Origin of the sequence: Rhizobium sp. Rhizsp82, from assembly GCF_047325115.1 — a bacterium.
Lineage (GTDB): Bacteria > Pseudomonadota > Alphaproteobacteria > Rhizobiales > Rhizobiaceae > Rhizobium.
Map to the genome: position 1 here is coordinate 694,067 of NZ_CP168569.1, position 17,586 is coordinate 711,652.

Genomic DNA, 17,586 nt, shown 5'->3' on the forward strand with positions numbered 1-17,586 from the left:
CGGGATCGCAGCTTGGTCCGCATCCGTACAAAGCGCGGCCGATCAGGTCCCCGAGCCGCAATCGTCTATCAGTCAGAAGCACCGTCCGGCATTACAGGCTTCCGAAAGTGCCCGCGACAACTGGGTCTGACTGAACGGCTTCGACAATCGGACGACATCGCTCAGAAGCTCGGCCCCCTCGGGAAGCTCGGCGTAGCCTGTCGCTAAAATCAATGGAAGGCTCGGATACTGCTGCCTTACGCGCCTGCAGAGCTCTGCGCCGGTCATGTGGGGCATGGCATGGTCCGTGATCACGACAGCAGGGAGCTCACCACTATCCAATATCGTCATGGCCTCCGCCCCGGAGGACGCCTGCATGGTTTCCATGCCGAGATCCTCAAGTAAGAGGACTGTGTTCATGAGCACCAGCGCGTCATCATCGACCACCAGGACCGTCATGGCGGTTGGCGCGGGATCAAACACGGTCTCGGGGGTAGAAGGGGCCAATGTCGACGGCTCCCCTGACACCGGAAGCCAAAGCTCGGCTGTCGTGCCGACACCCGGTTTAGACTTCAGCACCAGTTGGCCGCCGCACTGTGCCATGAGCCCCTGGACCATCGCGAGACCCAATCCTGTGCCCTTGCCGACGCCTTTCGTCGTGAAGAATGGTTGGCTGGCATTTGCGAGTGTCTCTGCATCCATCCCCTCTCCCTGATCGGCAATCGAAAGGCAGACGTAGTCGCCTGTCGCGAGCGAGTTAGCACTGCCTGTTGTCACATACCGCCGCTCCGCCGTGATGGCGATTTCGCCACCATCCGGCATTGCATCGCGCGCATTCACGACGAGGTTGAGGAGCGCACTCTCCAACTGATTGGCGTCGGTAAGCACGGGGGGAAGATCAGCTGGAAACGCGGTGTTGATGACAACCTCCGGGCCGATCGTTCGACGCATCAGGTCTGCCATCCCGCCGACAAGGTCGGGAACGCGTAGCGAGTCGATCTTCAGCTCTTGCCGCCGTGCGAACGCCAGAAGCCGTTGCGTCAACGTTGCGCCGCGCTGGGCGCCCTGAATGGCATTTTCGATGAGGTCTAGGACGTCCGGCCTGATGGCTCGCTTCCTGGCAATCTCGAGGCTGCCCAGGATCGCCGTCAGGAGATTGTTGAAGTCGTGGGCCAAGCCGCCTGTCAGCTGCCCGACCGCCTCCAATTTGTGAGCCTGAACCATGGCCTCGTGAGCCGCGCGCTTTTCGCTGATATCGCGCGTGATCTTGGCGAAGCCGATCAGGTTCCCGTCAGCGTTTCGGATCGGATCGACGATGACGTTCGCCCAAAACTTGGATCCATCCTTGCGCAGCCGCCATCCCTCACGCTCGAAGCGACCGTCGGCTTCAGCGATCCTGAGCGCCTCTTCCGGGAAACCCTTTGCGCGGTCTTCCTCGGTATAGAAGGTCGAGAAGTGGCGACCGATGATCTCGGCCTCGGAATATCCTTTCAGCCGCTCCGCTCCCGGGTTCCAACTCGTGATGTTGCCTGCCGGGTCCAGCATGTAGATTGCATAATCGGTGATTGCTTCGATCAGCAGGCGGTAGCGCTGCTCAATGCTGGGGTTTGGTCCCTGTGTCATTCGACTGCAATCTTCCCGGTAAAAAATCGTGACCGTAACCCGTGGTTACCCCACGCTATCTAGTGCGTCTATCAAAATGCGCCACGGACCTTGGTCGAACTGATGCATTTTAATCATTGGAAAGAGACTTCATTTGCCATTGGTTAGCAGGACGCTGGACAAACAGGGAGCAAACACCAGCTTGTAGCTACACAGATCCAAAAAGGGCAAGGATGCCCGTCCAATCCAATAATGACTTAGTTAACACCTGCGACGAAAAATGATGACGGACCTTCTTGATAAGCTGGAACGCCTCAGGGCTCCCGCACTACTGGTTGGCGCGGACGACCTGATTATCTTCGCGACCGCAAGTGCGCAGGATATTCTTCTAGACGTCGATGTGACGGACATGCCAGCAGCAAGCTTCCTGTGTGACTGGGATCGCTGCCGTCAGCTGCGCGCCAATCCGGAAACGAAGACCGTGGAAGTGTTTCTCCGGAGTGGACAGTACCGGTCGATGTCGGCTGCCGTCTTCAGTACGAAGTTTCGCAGGAGACCGGTGTCGGGGGTCGTGCTGTTTCCAGATAGCCAGAACGCCTCGTGCACTCCGTTCCGGAGGCGCTCTTAGCCGCCCAATACGTGTTTGGTCGCACAGCCGACCTGGCGGGTAAGTCCGCCAGATCATCATCATCCGACATCAGCTCGCCCACGAGACGTTTCCGTTCGTCTTCCCGAAGACCCGCCATTCATGGTCGAACGTGAACCTGCCGCACATGCTCTTACGCTCTCCCGCTTCTGAGGCCCGCCAGATCGCGTTCCAGACCACGATTTGCAAGCACCGAAAGCATGAGGTTGTCCGCCAGCTCCACGAGTGCGGCCGCGACTTCTTCCGGTGTCCAACCCGCGTCAACGGCCGCCAAAGCAACCGCGGCCACGAGGTCGTCCATGGCATCCTGACACCGCAGGAAACGGTCGGGATCCCCTTCGGCGGGAGGGGAAGGGATAGGGTTCATGGCGGTGAACTCTCTTCCTCGATCTCGGCATCTTGGCGCCCGTCTTGCGAACGTCGCCGGCATCTTCGTCAGACGATCGCTTGTTCGTCAACTCTCCGGGCGCGTCCAGACCTTGCAGACGGCCGTTTCCGTATGCCGGTACGTCTTGAAGCCGATGCGCTCATAGTAAGCCTGGGCGACAGCGTTCGCGTTGCCTATGAAAGCTTCGATTTTCGTCAGTCCCGTACTGATCGCAGCCTGCTCACTCGCCGCGAACAGTCTGGTTCCCACACCGCCTCGTGCGGCATCCGGTGAAACGTGCGTACCAATGATACCCCAGACGACCGGCGTGCCGTACGGATTGCCATCGACGGCGCGAATCAGGGACTGGAACCCGAGGATGATACCGTCGTCGTCTTCGGCAAGAGTGCAGCATATGCTCAGCGGATTGTCGACATAATGCTCCCGAACGTAGTCGATATCTGCCGGCATAGTTCGCTTGCCGGCCGCGACCAGATTTTCGAGAAGTTCGCTCACCGCGTCCACGTCGCTGCTGGTCGCTTCCCTGACTTTCATCGACACGCTCCAGCGCTAAGTCAGGCGCCGCGGACGCCCTCGGCCCGTGACTTGCCGGTCCGGCGATCCTGGCCCACCTCGTAGGAAACCCTCTGGCCATCCCGCAGAAGTGTCGAACCCTGCACTGCGCTTACGTGGACGAACACGTCCTGACCGCCTTCGTCCGGTGTAATGAAGCCGAAGCCCTTTTCCTGGTTGAAAAACTTGACCGTGCCGTAAGCCACTAGCGATCCCCCTGATGTCGCGCAGGCATTTCATAGCCTCTCAACAAGTGGGCCGCAACAGGGGTACAGTCGCAACAAGGAGGCGGCGAAGCGATGAACCGGAAGAAAGGCAAAAGCGCGCCCAGGCAAGCAAGGGCACCGACGAGGAGGACAAAGCGAAGCGTCGGAGCGCAGGAAGAACGGCTGCCCGTGCCGAGCGACGATCTCTCACCCCTCGCTCGGCCTATGGCGACAACCGCTTTCGGCCTTGTCGTCGTCACCGAGGTCACCGGCGAAATCGTCGATCCGGAAGAGATCGCCGAATATGAGCCGTGGTGACTTATGGTCACCTCAGGCTCGATGGCCTGGTTTGCAGGGCATCTCCGAGTTCCAGCTGCACATAATCCGCCCCGGCTACGCGGCGGTTGACTTCTTCCATATATCCATTATTCTGGATATATGGAAAGCAGAAGCGCAATAGCGGCCCTTGCGGCCTTGGCCCAGAACACCCGCCTGGAGACGTTCCGTCTGCTCGTGCGGCACGAACCGGAGGGAATTCCGGCAGGTGAGCTCGCACGGCTCCTCGATGTCCCGCAGAACACAATGTCGGCGCATCTTGCGACGCTTTCCCGTGCAGGGTTGGTGAGGAGCGAGCGCCAGAGCCGATCAATCATCTACCGGGCCGACCTGAACGGCTTGCGCGACCTGACACTATTCCTGCTGAAGGATTGTTGCGGCGGATCGACGGAGCTTTGCGCTCCTTTGATCGCAGAACTGACGCCGTGCTGCGCGCCGGGGGCGACCCCATGCTGAGCGTGATCGCATTGCACGAAGTGGCCGGTAGCGACGCTCGTCTTCGCGAAGCGCTCCGTGCGGCGGATCTCCCAACCGATGACATTGAAGACGATGGCCGCGCATTCTTTGAAGCAGCCTCAGGCGACGGCCAAACGATCGGATATGCCGGCCTCGAACGCTGCGCCGGCGATTGTCTGCTGCGGTCTGTTGTCGTTCTGCCGGCACATCGGGGTCATGGGGTCGGCCGAGCCATCGTCGAGGCAACGCTGCGCGACGTCGATGGCAATGTCTTCCTCGCGACCACTAGCGCCGCCCCGTTCTTCTCCGCCATCGGGTTTTCCGAAGTTCCTCGGGCCGAAGCCGGCTGCGGTGATGGCGACCCGCCAACTATCATCCATTTGCCCATCGTCGGCGACCATCATGAAGCTCACAGGCCTCCGATGACCACGGACCACGACCATGACTGACAAGACCGATAACGTGCTGTTCCTCTGCACGGGCAATTCCGCTCGCTCTATTCTCGCCGAGTCCATCCTTAACAAGGAGGGTGGCGGCAGGTGTAAAGCCTATTCCGCCGGCAGCCAGCCGAAGGGCGAGGTCAATCCACACGCGCTGAAGGAGTTGGAAACGCTCGGCTACTCATCGACGGGTATCTCGTCGAAGAGTTGGGACGTGTTCGCCGAGACAGGTAGCCCGGAGATTGATTTCATCTTCACCATCTGCGACAGCGCAGCCGGCGAAGCGTACCCGGTATGGATTGGCCATCCGATGACCGCCCATTGGGGCGTCGAGGATCCCGCGGCCGTCGTCGGAACTGAAGTTGAGATCCGGCGTGCCTTCGCCCAAGCTGCCCGGTTTCTGAAGAACCGGATCACCGCCTTCCTCAACCTGCCCGTCGCCTCGATCGACCGACTGGCCCTCGAGCAGCACGTTCGCCAAATCGGTTCATTGGAAGGCGCATCGGTCAAATCCCCGAAGGCCGAGTAAGATGTCGACATTTGAACGATACCTGACTGTTTGGGTCTTCCTCTGCATCGCCGTCGGCGTTGCTCTTGGTCACCTGATGCCCGGCGTCTTCCAGGTCATCGGGGGCGCCGAGATTGCCAAGCTCAACATCCCGGTCGCGGTCCTTATTTGGCTGATGATCATCCCTATGCTGCTGAAGATCGATTTCCGGTCGTTAGCGCAGGTCGGCTCCTACTGGCGCGGGATCGGCGTCACGCTGATCATCAACTGGGCGATCAAGCCATTCTCCATGGCTTTGCTGGGATGGCTTTTCGTCGGCTGGCTATTCCGACCCTATCTGCCGGCCGACCAGATCGACTCTTATATCGCAGGCCTGATCATCCTTGCCGCAGCACCTTGCACGGCCATGGTCTTCGTCTGGTCGAACCTGACGCGGGGTGAGCCGCTGTTCACCCTGTCGCAAGTGGCCTTGAACGACGCGATCATGGTCGTCGCCTTCGCGCCGATCGTCGGCGTCCTGCTCGGTCTCTCAGCCATCACCGTGCCGTGGGCGACGCTTGCCCTGTCGGTCGCGCTCTACATCGTGGTTCCCGTCATCATCGCCCAGGTGCTGCGGAACTACTTGACAGCCGACGGCGCAACAGGCGCGCTCGATCGCTTGCTTGCGAATCTGCATCCGTTATCGCTCGTCGCGCTGCTCGCCACGCTCGTGCTTCTTTTCGCCTTCCAGGGCGAGCAGATCATCGCTCAGCCGGCCATCATAGCGTTGTTGGCCGTGCCGATCCTGATCCAGGTCTATCTTAACTCCGGACTGGCCTATCTCTTGAACCGCATGGCAGGCGAGCGTCACTGCGTCGCGGGGCCGTCAGCGCTCATCGGTGCCAGCAACCTCTTCGAACTTGCGGTTGCCGCCGCCATTAGCCTCTTCGGGTTTCAGTCGGGCGCGGCACTCGCCACCGTCGTCGGTGTCCTGATCGAGGTGCCCGTAATGCTATCGGTCGTCTGGATCGTGAACCGCTCGAAGGGTTGGTACGAGGCATCGCCCGCCGTTTCCCGCAACACCACCATCGAAAGGCCCTGACCATGGACGCCACCATCTATCACAATCCGGCCTGCGGCACGTCTCGCAACACGCTGGCGCTGATCCGTGCCGCCGGGATCGAACCCACCGTCATCGAGTACCTGCAGAACCCGCCATCGCGCGAGCAGCTCTCGAAGATGATCGCAGATGCCGGCCTGACGGTCCGCGAAGCGATCCGTGAGAAGGACACGCCCTATGCGGAACTCGGCCTCGACCATCCGGGCCGAACGGATGAGCAGTTGCTGGACGCGATGATTTCGACACCGATCCTGATCAACCGGCCACTCGTCGTCACGCCGCTCGGCACCCGGCTGGCTCGCCCGTCGGAGATCGTGCTCGACATCCTGCCTGCCGACGCCTTCAAAGGACCGTTCACGAAGGAAGACGGCGAACAGGTCCTCGACCGGGAAGGAAAGCCCATTGTCTGAGACATTTCCCGCTTTGCAGGACGACCATCTTCAGCCCATCGCACCGGAATCTCTGCAGCCGGCATTCTCGACTCACAAGCCGAGAATCCTGATCCTGTATGGATCGCTACGGGAAGTGTCCTATAGCCGCCTCCTTGCATTCGAAGTCCGTCGGCTGCTTGAACGCCTCGGATGCGAGGTTCGGATATTCGATCCGGCGGGATTGCCGCTCCCGGACGAGGCACCCGTCAGCCATCCCAAGGTTCAGGAACTGCGCGACCTTTCCCTATGGTCGGAAGGCCAGGTGTGGATCAGCCCGGAGCGCCACGGCGCGATGACCGGCATCATGAAGGCGCAGATCGACTGGATCCCGCTGTCGCTCGGCTCCGTCCGTCCGACGCAGGGCAAGACGCTGGCGGTGATGGAGGTCTCCGGCGGCAGTCAGTCGTTCAACGCTGTGAACCAGTTGCGCATCCTCGGCCGCTGGATGCGGATGATCACCATTCCCAATCAGAGCAGCGTTGCGAAGGCGTTTCAGGAATTCGACACCGATGGCCGGATGAAACCATCTTCCTACTATGACCGCGTCGTCGATGTCTGCGAGGAACTGGTGAAGTTCACGCTCATGACCCGCGATGCCTCGTCCTACCTCACCGACCGATATAGCGAGCGGAAGGAAGAAGCAGCCGAGCTGGAGAAGCGGGTTTCGCTCAAGTCGATCTGACGGATCAACCCGTCGCGGTGGCAGGCTGGCGGCAGGACGCTGCCACCGCGACGAATGCCGCGATGCTGATCGCCCCGAGACATGCGTGTGCGACGAGGGCGCCGCTCAGACCGATATTCTCGGTAGCCGCCGCGAACACGAAGGGCGCGCCGGCGCCGACCGCCAGACGGGCGGCCGCCATCTTACCTGTGATCGCACCATATCCGTCCGATCCGAACAGATAGAGCGGCAGGCTCCCCTGCGCGATGCTGTTGATGCCGGAACCGAGCCCGAGGCAAATGGCGAAGGCGACCGCACCCGGCAGCCAGTTGCCTGTCATCAGCAGGACCAGGACGCCGAAGACAATCAGCACGGCCGAGAGGACGGCAAGCCCTGGCGGCGACAGGTTCTTCCCAAACACCATGTTGATCAGACGGCTCAGCATCTGCGCCGGCCCGAACAGCGAACCAATCACGACGGCGGCCGCACCCAGCCCAGTCGATCCCAGCATCGGCACCATATGGGCAAGGACCGCGGCAAGCGTGAAGCCGAGGGGCGCGATCGCAAATGAGACCATGACCATGGCGCGGCGGCGTGCATGCGGCGGGATTGCGCCGATGACCGTCTCGCGCGGCCGGATGGATGTTTCGCCTGCCTTCTTTCTGAGGCTTCGGATCCAGAAGTGCAGCGGCATGCAGAGAAGCAGGTTCAACGCTGCAAAGACGAGGTAGATCTCCCGCCAGGACAGATAGACGGTGAGCGTGGCCGAGATCGGCCAGAAGATCGTTGAGGCAAAGCCGCCGATTAGCGTCAGATAGGTGATGCCGCGGGACGCCGTGCGAGGATCGCTTTCGACCAGTGCTGCGAATGCGCCTGATACTGGACCATGCCGGACGAAACCTCGAGTAGGATGATAGCGACGGCGAAGATCGCGACCGAGGGCGACCAGGCGCATAGGGCGAGCGTGACTGCGGCAAGGCCGAGCCGTTCGTCATAATCGTCGCGGCGCCGATCTTGTCTGCTTGCCGATATAGGTGGCCGACAGGCCACCGATGAACAGTGACACGGAGAAGACGCCAAAAACTTCCGCCAGCGACAAGCCGAGATTGGCCGCCATGCCGGACGCCAGGGTGCTGAAGCTGTAATAGAGGGGTGCCGTAACCGATGAACTGCGTCACGCCCAGAGCCGAGACGAGCCCGGCCGAAATTTTCGAACTACGCAACGACGTCATCCTTGCCGGCCGGGATGCAGCAGTCGTCGGCACGCTCGAGGTTCCCCCTGATAGCCGGGTGACCTGAGCAGCAGTCTTCCATCAGGAATCTGACAAGATCGGCGAGCGCCTCGTAGCTGGCGCTTTAGATGATCGAGCGGAATTCCCGTCGCTGGGAGATCAATCCCGACCGCTCCAGCTCCTTCAGGTGAAACGAGACACTCGTGGCGGAAACGCCCATGCGCTCGGCGATCACGCCTGCGGCCAATCCTTCAGGCCCGGCCACGACCAGAGCTCGGACAATGGCAAGGCGGGTCTCCTGCGAAAGCGCGGCGAATGAGGAAGGGCTCGTCGTTCAGCCAAAGTGCAGGACGACTGAGGTATATTTGCGCCGGCGCCTGACGTCTAAATTTCGGCGCTCGCATTGATCGTGGACCAGTCGAGCGAGCGGCGAGATGGCCTGATATCTGAGAGAGGCCAGATTTCATTTGCATTAGGAACCATTTGGTTCCATAGTCTCGTAATGCTAAAGCGCACTGAGACATCACCGTCGGTTGGACGGCCCCGCGAATTTGAACTCGACGATGCTATTCGCAAGGCGATGAGCGTTTTCTGGGACCGCGGATACCACGATGCATCGCTTCCCGACCTACTGGAAGGTATGGAGCTGTCGAGAGGTAGTTTCTACAAGGCGTTCGTTGACAAGCGCGGAGTCTATCTCCGAGCGCTCGATGTCTACATCGAGGACGCCGTTCGCAAGACCGGCGAAATCCTGCATTCCAACCCATCGCCTAAGGCTGCCATCAAGCAAGCCTTTTCGCGGCAAGTTGAAGAGTCTTCCGGCAAAGAGGGACTGCGTGGATGCTTTGTCGTTTTGTCGGCTGTCGAAATGCTTCCTGCGGACGACGAGGTTTCCAAACGTATCGCGCGCCTGTTTCGGCGTCTCGAGGATCTTTATGCGGCAGCGGTTATTCGAGCCCAAGCCTTCGGTGAGATCGATTCCGGTCTCGACGAGCGAACACTCGCGAAATTCCTGGTATGCCAAATCCAGGGAATGAGAGTGCTCGGGAAGGCCGGAGCTGATCGCGACGCCACCCGAGCGATGGTTGACTTCGCGCTGAAATCGCTCGACTGAGCCTAAATAGGAACCAAAAGGTTCCAAAATACGTGTGTTTTCACAAGCTGATCGATCGGTTCCGCATCGACATGGAGAGTTTCATGGAACATGTCCGTTCCCTTGAGCAAAGCCCTGATCCGCGCAGGTGGATCGCGTTAGCAATCCTGTTAACAGGAGCGTTCCTCCCACCACTCGATTTTTTCATCGTCAACGTGGCGCTGCCTTCTATACGCGAGGACTTCCATGCCTCCGCCTCGACGATGCAGCTGATAATCTCCGGCTACGCCACCACCTACGCGGTTATGCTCATCACCGGTGGGAGGCTTGGAGACCTATACGGTCGACGAAATGTCTTCCTTGCTGGGATGATGGCGTTTGCTGCCGCTTCCGCCCTTTGCGGCTTCGCATGGTCTCCACTGGCTCTGGTCGTCGGCCGGGTACTTCAGGGCTTCGCCGCCGCGATTATGGCGCCTCAGGCTCTGGCGTCGATAAACGCCATCTTTCCCGATAGAGAGAAATCGAAGGCGCTGAGCTTCTATGCCCTCACATTCGGGGTGGCGTCGATGGCCGGACTGTTCTTGGGCGGGGCGCTCATCGCGCTGAATGTCCTTGGTCTCGGGTGGAGAGCCATATTTCTGATCAATCTTCCAGTGATAGCCGTAGCCGCGCCGTCCGCGATAATGACCCTGCGCGAAACCCGTTCGGACCATCCTAGCAAACTGGATCTGGGAGGAGCCGTGCTGATTGCGCTGGCGCTCTTCGCGCTGATATCGCCGCTGATCGAGGGCCGTGAACAAGGGTGGCCGATCTGGTCGCTTGTGATGCTTGCTGCGTCCCTGCCACTTCTCCTCCTATTTTGGCACCATGAGCGGAAACTGGAGGCGGCAGGAAGAGATCCGATCCTGGCACCGCGCCTGCTGCGGACCCCTGGATTGAAGCGCGGCCTGCTCGCCGCCTTTTTCTTCTACGCCTTCGCTGCGTTCTGGCTGACGTTCTCGGTCTTTCAACAAGCGGGCCTCGGCCGGACGCCTTTGGAAGCTGGGGTAGCGATACTTCCAGCGGCGGTCGGTTTCGTTCTCGGCCCATTCGCTAGTGGACACATATTCCGGGTCTTTGGCAGGTACTCCACTGCCGCAGGCATGTCCTTGGAAGCGGCGGGTCTATTCGGAACGGCGGCTCTGATCTTACTCGGGGCGCCGACGCTCATGCCCGTCGCATTGTTCTTCGTCGGCGCCGGGCAGGGCATCGCGTTGCCGAACCTGGTTCGGACAGTCGTGCAGCGCGTCGACCCGACGCAGTCTGGTTTGGCCTCCGGGCTGGTCAACTCGATGCTTCAGATCGGTGGAGCCTTGGCGACGGCTCTTATCGGTGGATTGTTCTTCTCGATCCTGGGATCGTCGACCGACGCGACATCCATCGGCCATGCCTACAGCATCGCAGCGATTGCGATAGCTATCTGTCTACTTGCCGCAGCTTGGCTTTCCGTCAGCCCCCCAATGAACGACGACGCTCGCCGCCAAAGCGATACACGCCCTCCGATGCGGGCGCCGTGAGAAATACCCCTTGCAGGTCCAACATAGAACCGAGGTACACAGCGATGCTCAAGACAGATAACTCTGCGCTCGCCGGTAAGCGAGCACTCGTGACGGCGGCCGCTCGCGGCATCGGTGCCGCCGTGGCGTTATAGCTTGCCGAAGATGGCGCCGACGTTGCCGTAACTTTCGAGAAGTCCTCCGAATACGCCAGTGCCGTTATCGCGGAGATCCACGCGATGGGCCGCAAGGCTGTTGCCATTCAAGCAGACCCCGCGCTTGCCGAATCTGCGACGGCTGCCGTCGAGCAAGCAGTCGAGGAACTTGGCGGGCTCGACATTCTGGTCAACAACGCCGGAGTCCTATTCGCAGGCTATTTCTCGACGCAGCCGCTGCGAGAGATTGACCTCGTCGGCGGTCTCGCAACGAGCTACAAGTCGACCGACCGGGAGTGCGGATTCCATTACGACGGACGCTAAGCGCTCATCCAGATGGCTTGTGCGAGCCAGCGTATCACTGCGCTGAGCCACAACGCCTAGCAGCCAATATCAAGCGCGCCTCCGACAGCCTAGGAGTTGCCGATGTTTCTCTAAGGCAATGGCTCCGCCATCTCGTTCAACTGCCGCTGCAGGCGTCCTCTGGCATCGTTGACGGTCTGGCAGGTTATCTCGTCAACTGGCCATTTTGGCGCGGAGAGCAACGGCCGGCTGGTCAACGTCAGATCCCCGCAAGGATTGATCACTGACTGATCTCACACCGTCTCCGTTTCGGCGATCGCGTCCGTCGCGCGCTTTGGGGTGGGCGTGACGAGATCGGCTCAGGTTGCAATCCCGAGAGAGCACAGGTTGGAGCGTTCCCAACGGCCTACATGGTCGATAGCTCTTTTTGGGAGTAATGACTTTGTCGGACAGGAGACGGACAGGTTTGCCAGGCCATTAATCCCCTCGTCGCCCCACGAGGGCTTTAATCGGGATTAAAATCATGAAGCTGAAACTCATCGCTGCACTTGCAATGTCTGCTGCAACTCCGGCCGTCGCCTTCGCCAGCCCAAGCTGCACAACGGAGCCGAAGTCCAAATGGATGTCCGAGGACGCCATGAAGGCCAAGATCGATGCGCTTGGTTACAAGGTCAAGACGTTTGAGATCACCGGCAGCTGCTACGAGATCTACGGCAAGGACAAGGACGGCAAGCGCGCCGAAGTCTACTTCAACCCGGTGTCCGGCGAAATCGTTCAGAAGGGTGATTAACCCATGACCACAACTGGGAAGAGAGCGGAGGGCGGATCGCCCTCCAATACCGCACCGCGGATGATCAAGGTCTGGGACCCGATTGTTCGCATTTTCCACTGGACGATCGTCGCCGCCTGTACCCTCAACCTCTTTGTCCTTGAAGAGGGCAAATATTGGCATCGCGTGACCGGATATGTCGTTGCCGCCGTAATTTTCATCCGGATCATATGGGGCTTTGTCGGCACAAAGCACGCTCGCTTCCGTGACTTCCTGCCAACTCCGGCCAAGGTCAGGAAACAGGTCCGCGGGATCATGACGCGCAGCGAGGACCGATATATCGGTCACAACCCGCTCGCTTCCATCATGATGCTTGTGCTGATCGGTTTGCTCGCTGCCACGGCCCTGACCGGCTGGATGACGACGCTTGATGCCTTCTGGGGAGAAAAATGGCTGGAGCAATTGCATGGGACCATTGCCAACAGCATTATGGTGCTTGTTTTCATTCATGCCGGCGCCGCCATCATCGAAAGTTGGAGACACCGGGAGAATTTGGTCTGGTCGATGGTAACGGGTCGCAAGAAACTATGAGGATCCTGCTGATCGAGGATAGCGCCCGGCTTCGCGATCTCGTCAGCGAAGCCGTCAGGGATGCCGGTTGGAAGATCGACGCCTTTGCAACCGCCGAACTTGGTCGCGCAGCTCTGGCCGATCACACGTATGATCTGTTGCTACTCGACCTCGGCCTTCCGGATGAAGACGGCCTGGATGTCCTGAAATCCCTGCGTGAGGAAAAGCTGCAAACTCCGGTGCTTGTCCTGACAGCCCGCGGTGCCATCGATGAGCGTATCGCCGGGCTTGACGCGGGCGCTGACGACTATCTCGCCAAGCCGTTCCACAACGGCGAACTCGTCGCCCGAATTCGGGCCCTCATGCGACGGGCGCCTGTGACGTCCATGCCAGTTCTGGAATACGGCGCTCTGCGGATGGACGTCGCCTCGCGTCGGGTCATGTGTTCGGGGGCGGAAATCACTCTGGCCCCCTCGGAAAAGGGCTTGCTTGAGCTCTTGATGCGAAATGGCGGTAAAGTCGTCGCGAAATCGAAGATCGAGCATGCCTTTTCGGAATTTGGAGACGAAAAAAGCAGCAATGCCGTCGAGCTCGCCGTCTCGCGGCTACGCAAGAAGGTGGAGGGACATAAGACGGGGACCTTGATCGAAACGGTCAGGGGGGTCGGATACATGATGCGCGAGGTGCCTGATTGAGCCGAAACCGCCCGACGCTCGGCACCATAGTGGCCAAAAGAATCGCGTTCTTTGCGGTTCTCGCAATGCTTGTTCAGCTTGCCGTCGTCATCTCCGACTACTACTGGAACACTGGTGAACTGTCTCGCCTCTACGTCGAACAGGAAACCCAACGACTGTCTGAGGGGATTTTCGTCGATCGCGACACCGTTCGCTACCAGCTTCCGCAGACGATCCGGGATCGATATCGACAGGACGGGGCTGGCTATTTGGCAAGGATCCGCAGTGCCAACGGCACACTCATATTCGAGTCTTGCGATCCGGCCTGCGAAGATCGATTTCTTCCCGTCGATATCGACAGGCCGGATTTCTGGCTACGGTCGCTGACGTCTGGCAAACCTCTCACATTGGTCGGGGGGCGGGCATTTTTTATCGCAGGCCAGCGGTTTCTGATCGATGTCGCCACGCTTGGTGATCCGCAAGAGGTTGTTTCCGACGTCTTGTGGAACGAGATCATCGAGCACCTTGTCGTGCCAATGAGCATTTTGCTCATTCTCGTGCTTGGGGCCACATTGCTTTCCGTACGACAGGCTCTGGGACCGGTCCGCGCCGCCGCCGAGGCAGCAGACCAGATCGATCCGATGGATGCGCGCTCTCATTTGAAGTTCGACGAGATGCCGCGCGAGGTTGCTCATCTTGCCATTGCCGTTAACAGGGCGTTCGAAAGGGTGGCGGAGCTCATGACGTCGCAAAAGACGCTGACCTCGGGGATCGCGCATGAAATCCGCACGCCGCTCGCAGCAATGAAGCTGGAACTTGGGCATATCGATCATCCGCGCGCGAGGCTGGTCGAGGCCGACCTCGATGATCTCGTGCGCTTCGTGTCCCAGCTAACGTCGCTCGCCCACCTTGAAAGCTTCGATCACGGCGCTTTTGAAACTGTTGACCTGATCGAGGTGTCAACCTCTGCCGTCGAGCAGGTAGCACCCTGGGTATACGAGAACCTGCACTCCGTAGAGCTTATAAAAGACGTCGACAGCGCGCTGGTCAGGGGAGTTCCGTCTCTCTTGCGCGATGCGGTCCGTAATCTGATTGAAAACGCCGTTCGTCATACGCCGGAGCGAACCCATATCGTCGTCCGCGTCGGGTCCCATCTTATAGAGGTTGAAGATCGGCGGATGGCAGCTGTCGACCAAACTGTCAGGGAAGCAGAGACCGACAGCCTTGGGATAGGGTTGAAAATTATCGGCCGAATTGCCGAGATCCATCGCGGCAAGCTAAGGCGCTCGACATCGGCAAGTGGGTCGACCTTCACCTTAACCTTCCGACCATGAGGACCAGGTTGACCCGGGATACAGATGCAGCATGTCGCGTGGGTTGCTTCACTCAAGGCCTGCGAGGAAGCTGGCGGCTTGTCGCCTGGTCTCGTCACGGCTCTCATCACTCATTCTCGACCATGTTGCGTAAGGCTGTACCAAGCGGTGGTTGGAGCTCAGCTTGTCGCGGTTGCGATCGAGGAAGTCCCAGTACAGAGCGTTGAACGGACAAGCCTTGCTTCCCACGCGCTGCTTTGGATCGAAGCGGCAACTGCCGCAATAGTCCGACATCCGGTTGATGTAATTGCCGCTGGCCGCATAGGGTTTGGTGCCGAGGAAGCCACCATCGGCAAACTGGCTCATTCCAATGACGTTCGGAAGCTCGACCCATTCATAGGCATCTGCGTAGACCTCGAGATACCACTGGTGAACTTGCTTGGGATCGATGCCAGCCAGCAGGGCAAAGTTCCCGGTGATCATCAGTCTTTGAATGTGATGGGCATAGGCGTGGTCGATCGTTTCCGTGATCACCGTTGAGAGGCAATTCATATCCGTGTCGCCGGACCAGTAAAACGAGGGCAGCGCGCGGGTGTTGCCGAAATAATTGCTCTCGGCATAGTCAGGCCCGGCGAACCAGTAGATGCCCCTCATATATTCACGCCAGCCAATGATCTGGCGGACGAAACCCTCGACCGCGTTGAGCGGTGCACGACCCTCATGATAGGCCCGTTCAGCCGAAAGGCAGACCTCGAGCGGTTCGAGGAGCCCGACGTTGATGTAAAATGACAGAAGCGAGTGGTTAAGCCAGGGCTCACCCTGCAGCATCGCATCCTGGGTTTCGCCAAACTTTGGCAGAAAATCCTCGATAAATCCGTCGAGCACCTTCAAGGCGTCGGAGCGGGTGACTGCAAAGCCAAAGCCCTCAAGCTTGCCGAAGTGGCCAGGAAACAATTGTCCGACCGCGTTCAGCACCTCGGTAGTGATCGCATCCGGCTCAAACTCCAGGTGTCTTGGTCTGAGGAGGCCCGGCTCTGCCGGCTTGCGGTTTTCGGAATCGAAGTTCCATCGTCCGCCAAGTGGCTTGTCGCCTTGCATCAGTAGCCCGGTTTTTCGTCGCATTTCCCGATAGAAAAACTCCATCGTCAGCGACTTGCGGCCCTGCGCCCACTGCCGGAACTCGCGGTGCGAGCAGATGAAGCGGTGATCGCGCCGAAGTTCGACCTCAAGGCCCAGGGTATCCGACCAGCTCCTAATTTCCTTGAGGACGCGCCATTCGCCAGGTTCCGTGATGCATATGGCGGAAGGGCGGAGTGCGGCACTCGCACGCTGGACCTCGCCGGTGAAAGAGCCGGTGTTGGTCGGCTCGTCGATCGTGGTGTAGCGAACCTTGTAGCCGGCTCCTCTCAACTCATCAGCAAAGTGGCGCATGGCCGAAAAGATGAAGGCGATCTTCTTTTTGTGATGACCGACATAGGTTGCCTCGGCCATAACTTCACACATGAGTACGCTGTCATGGTCTTTGTCGGCGCCATCCAGCGACGAAATACTCCGCGACAACTGGTCTCCAAGGATGACAATCAGCCTCGACACAAAAACTCCCCTATCCGTCTCTGCATACCAGTTGACCGCCGCTCGACGCGGTTATGTCAGAGTGCCTTGCCGATCAAGGCGCCAACGAGACCGGTGACGACCATGGCCATGGCTCCCCAGAACGCTACCCTGATCGTTGGCTTGATGATGCCGGCGCCGCCCGCCCTGGCACTGACAGTGCCGAGCGCTGCGAGGAATATCAGAGATATGACCGGGATTGCGAGTTGAATTGAATGAGGCGGCGCCAAAACTGCGGTGAGGACGGGAACGATTGCGCCGGCTGAGAACGTCAAGGCCGAGGTCAAGGCGGCTTGAACGGGCTGTGCCGTAGACGTCTCAGTGATACCGAGCTCGTCTCGTGCGTGCGCATGCAGGGCGTCATGAGCGGTCAACTGTCGGGCGACCTGAAGCGCCAATTCCTTGGAGACGCCACGAGCTTCGTAAATCTCGGCGAGTTCAACCAGTTCGTGTTCAGGCTGATCGTCGAGCTCACGCCGTTCGCGCGCGAGATCGGCAGCCTCGGTATCAGCCTGGGAGCTGACGGAAACATATTCGCCCGCTGCCATAGCCATAGCGCCAGCGGCGAGCGAGGCGAAACCGGCAACAAGCACCTGTGAGGTTGAAGTGGATGCCGATGCTACGCCGACCATCAAGCTGGCGGTTGAAATGATGCCGTCATTTGCGCCGAGAACCGCTGCCCGCAGCCAGCCTATCCGCTCGATCGAATGCTTTTCGATATGCCTGTGCATGGCCCACCGTCGCTAAAGGCGGTTGAAACTGCTTCAAATGTTATGTCGGAAGGTCACGCAAATCCAGTCGCGGGCCCGCATAGCTCCGATGCGCGGCCGCCTTGGTCGTGGGAAAATGCTGCGAAGGGAGTCATGATCCTTGCTGCGCGGCTCATTCTTGGCCAAAGGCCTTGCACCTGTATTCCTTCCTGGTGACCGAGAGACCGGCGCGGACGCAGTCCTCACGATATATTGTAGATCTCCGGAAAGATGCCTTCTGGGGTATAGTTGCAGATCGCAATCGTGATAAGCGTTGG

The 17,586-nt window shown here is 59.6% G+C and carries 18 protein-coding genes and 3 pseudogenes; 13 read left to right on the forward strand and 8 right to left on the reverse strand.

The features are described from left to right. Positions 1-72: 72 nt before the first annotated feature. The 4 genes from ACEN84_RS03480 to ACEN84_RS03495 form a co-directional block, all read right to left on the reverse strand. Positions 73-1,602 carry a PAS domain S-box protein gene (locus ACEN84_RS03480; protein ID WP_413708642.1) on the reverse strand — a complete coding sequence of 510 codons (1,530 nt, stop codon included), beginning with the start codon at positions 1,600-1,602 and terminating at the stop codon, positions 73-75. A 758-nt stretch (positions 1,603-2,360) separates the two neighbouring features. After that, entirely contained in the window at positions 2,361-2,528 is a 168-nt protein-coding gene (locus ACEN84_RS03485; RefSeq protein ID WP_413708643.1) for a hypothetical protein, read from the reverse strand. A gap of 153 nt (positions 2,529-2,681) precedes the next feature. Further along, positions 2,682-3,149, reverse strand: coding sequence for an N-acetyltransferase family protein (locus ACEN84_RS03490; RefSeq protein WP_413708644.1), 468 nt, complete (start codon positions 3,147-3,149; stop codon positions 2,682-2,684). 20 nt (positions 3,150-3,169) lie between these two features. Beyond that, positions 3,170-3,373, reverse strand: coding sequence for a cold-shock protein (locus ACEN84_RS03495; protein ID WP_112717180.1), 204 nt, complete (start codon positions 3,371-3,373; stop codon positions 3,170-3,172). 438 nt (positions 3,374-3,811) lie between these two features. Here ACEN84_RS03495 and ACEN84_RS03500 point away from each other — a divergent pair, with 438 nt between their 5' ends. From ACEN84_RS03500 to arsH, 6 genes are read left to right on the forward strand one after another with little or no spacing between them, the layout of a single operon-like run. Beyond that, a complete protein-coding gene (locus ACEN84_RS03500; protein ID WP_148194956.1) occupies positions 3,812-4,165 on the forward strand; it encodes an ArsR/SmtB family transcription factor in 354 nt (117 codons plus the stop codon). Continuing rightward, the gene (locus tag ACEN84_RS03505; RefSeq protein ID WP_413708645.1) at positions 4,159-4,614 is read left to right on the forward strand and encodes a GNAT family N-acetyltransferase; all 456 of its coding nucleotides are present in this window, start codon (positions 4,159-4,161) and stop codon (positions 4,612-4,614) included. The genes ACEN84_RS03500 and ACEN84_RS03505 overlap by 7 nt, the downstream gene beginning before the upstream one ends. Next, the gene (locus ACEN84_RS03510; protein ID WP_413708646.1) at positions 4,607-5,134 is read left to right on the forward strand and encodes an arsenate reductase ArsC; all 528 of its coding nucleotides are present in this window, start codon (positions 4,607-4,609) and stop codon (positions 5,132-5,134) included. The genes ACEN84_RS03505 and ACEN84_RS03510 overlap by 8 nt, the downstream gene beginning before the upstream one ends. A gap of 1 nt (position 5,135) precedes the next feature. Further along, positions 5,136-6,194: an ACR3 family arsenite efflux transporter gene (gene arsB, locus ACEN84_RS03515; protein WP_413708647.1), complete on the forward strand. Its 1,059-nt coding sequence runs from the start codon at positions 5,136-5,138 to the stop codon at positions 6,192-6,194. 2 nt (positions 6,195-6,196) lie between these two features. Further along, entirely contained in the window at positions 6,197-6,622 is a 426-nt protein-coding gene (arsC, locus tag ACEN84_RS03520) for an arsenate reductase (glutaredoxin) (protein ID WP_413708648.1), read from the forward strand. After that, a complete protein-coding gene (gene arsH, locus ACEN84_RS03525) occupies positions 6,615-7,325 on the forward strand; it encodes an arsenical resistance protein ArsH (RefSeq protein ID WP_162708705.1) in 711 nt (236 codons plus the stop codon). The genes arsC and arsH overlap by 8 nt, the downstream gene beginning before the upstream one ends. 4 nt (positions 7,326-7,329) lie before the next feature. Here arsH and arsK read toward each other — a convergent pair. Beyond that, positions 7,330-8,536 (reverse strand): annotated as a pseudogene (gene arsK / locus ACEN84_RS03530) (arsenite efflux MFS transporter ArsK). Beyond that, positions 8,520-8,819 (reverse strand): annotated as a pseudogene (locus ACEN84_RS03535) (ArsR/SmtB family transcription factor). The pseudogenes arsK and ACEN84_RS03535 overlap by 17 nt, the downstream one beginning before the upstream one ends. 297 nt (positions 8,820-9,116) lie before the next feature. Between ACEN84_RS03535 and ACEN84_RS03540 the strand changes: the two are divergent. From ACEN84_RS03540 to ACEN84_RS03570, 7 genes and pseudogenes are all read left to right on the forward strand, one after another. Next, positions 9,117-9,650, forward strand: coding sequence for a TetR/AcrR family transcriptional regulator (locus ACEN84_RS03540; protein WP_413709035.1), 534 nt, complete (start codon positions 9,117-9,119; stop codon positions 9,648-9,650). A gap of 83 nt (positions 9,651-9,733) precedes the next feature. Next, the gene (locus ACEN84_RS03545; protein ID WP_413708649.1) at positions 9,734-11,185 is read left to right on the forward strand and encodes an MFS transporter; all 1,452 of its coding nucleotides are present in this window, start codon (positions 9,734-9,736) and stop codon (positions 11,183-11,185) included. A 44-nt stretch (positions 11,186-11,229) separates the two neighbouring features. Beyond that, positions 11,230-11,571, forward strand: a pseudogene (locus tag ACEN84_RS03550) (SDR family NAD(P)-dependent oxidoreductase); the annotation flags it as partial. 574 nt (positions 11,572-12,145) lie between these two features. Then, positions 12,146-12,412, forward strand: coding sequence for a PepSY domain-containing protein (locus ACEN84_RS03555; protein WP_112717164.1), 267 nt, complete (start codon positions 12,146-12,148; stop codon positions 12,410-12,412). A 3-nt stretch (positions 12,413-12,415) separates the two neighbouring features. Further along, positions 12,416-12,982 carry a cytochrome b/b6 domain-containing protein gene (locus tag ACEN84_RS03560; protein WP_148194960.1) on the forward strand — a complete coding sequence of 189 codons (567 nt, stop codon included), beginning with the start codon at positions 12,416-12,418 and terminating at the stop codon, positions 12,980-12,982. After that, the gene (locus ACEN84_RS03565; protein WP_148194980.1) at positions 12,979-13,656 is read left to right on the forward strand and encodes a response regulator transcription factor; all 678 of its coding nucleotides are present in this window, start codon (positions 12,979-12,981) and stop codon (positions 13,654-13,656) included. The genes ACEN84_RS03560 and ACEN84_RS03565 overlap by 4 nt, the downstream gene beginning before the upstream one ends. Then, complete coding sequence (locus ACEN84_RS03570; RefSeq protein WP_413708650.1) at positions 13,653-14,969, forward strand: sensor histidine kinase; 1,317 nt, start codon at positions 13,653-13,655, stop codon at positions 14,967-14,969. Before ACEN84_RS03565 ends, ACEN84_RS03570 begins: the two co-directional genes overlap by 4 nt. 48 nt (positions 14,970-15,017) lie before the next feature. Here ACEN84_RS03570 and ACEN84_RS03575 read toward each other — a convergent pair whose 3' ends face one another. Together ACEN84_RS03575 and ACEN84_RS03580 are read right to left on the reverse strand one after the other, a co-directional pair. Next, on the reverse strand, positions 15,018-16,541 hold the full coding sequence (locus ACEN84_RS03575) for a cryptochrome/photolyase family protein (RefSeq protein WP_413708651.1): 1,524 nt from the start codon (positions 16,539-16,541) through the stop codon (positions 15,018-15,020). Between the two features lie 56 nt (positions 16,542-16,597). Then, positions 16,598-17,290 carry a VIT family protein gene (locus tag ACEN84_RS03580; protein ID WP_413708652.1) on the reverse strand — a complete coding sequence of 231 codons (693 nt, stop codon included), beginning with the start codon at positions 17,288-17,290 and terminating at the stop codon, positions 16,598-16,600. Positions 17,291-17,586: the final 296 nt, after the last annotated feature.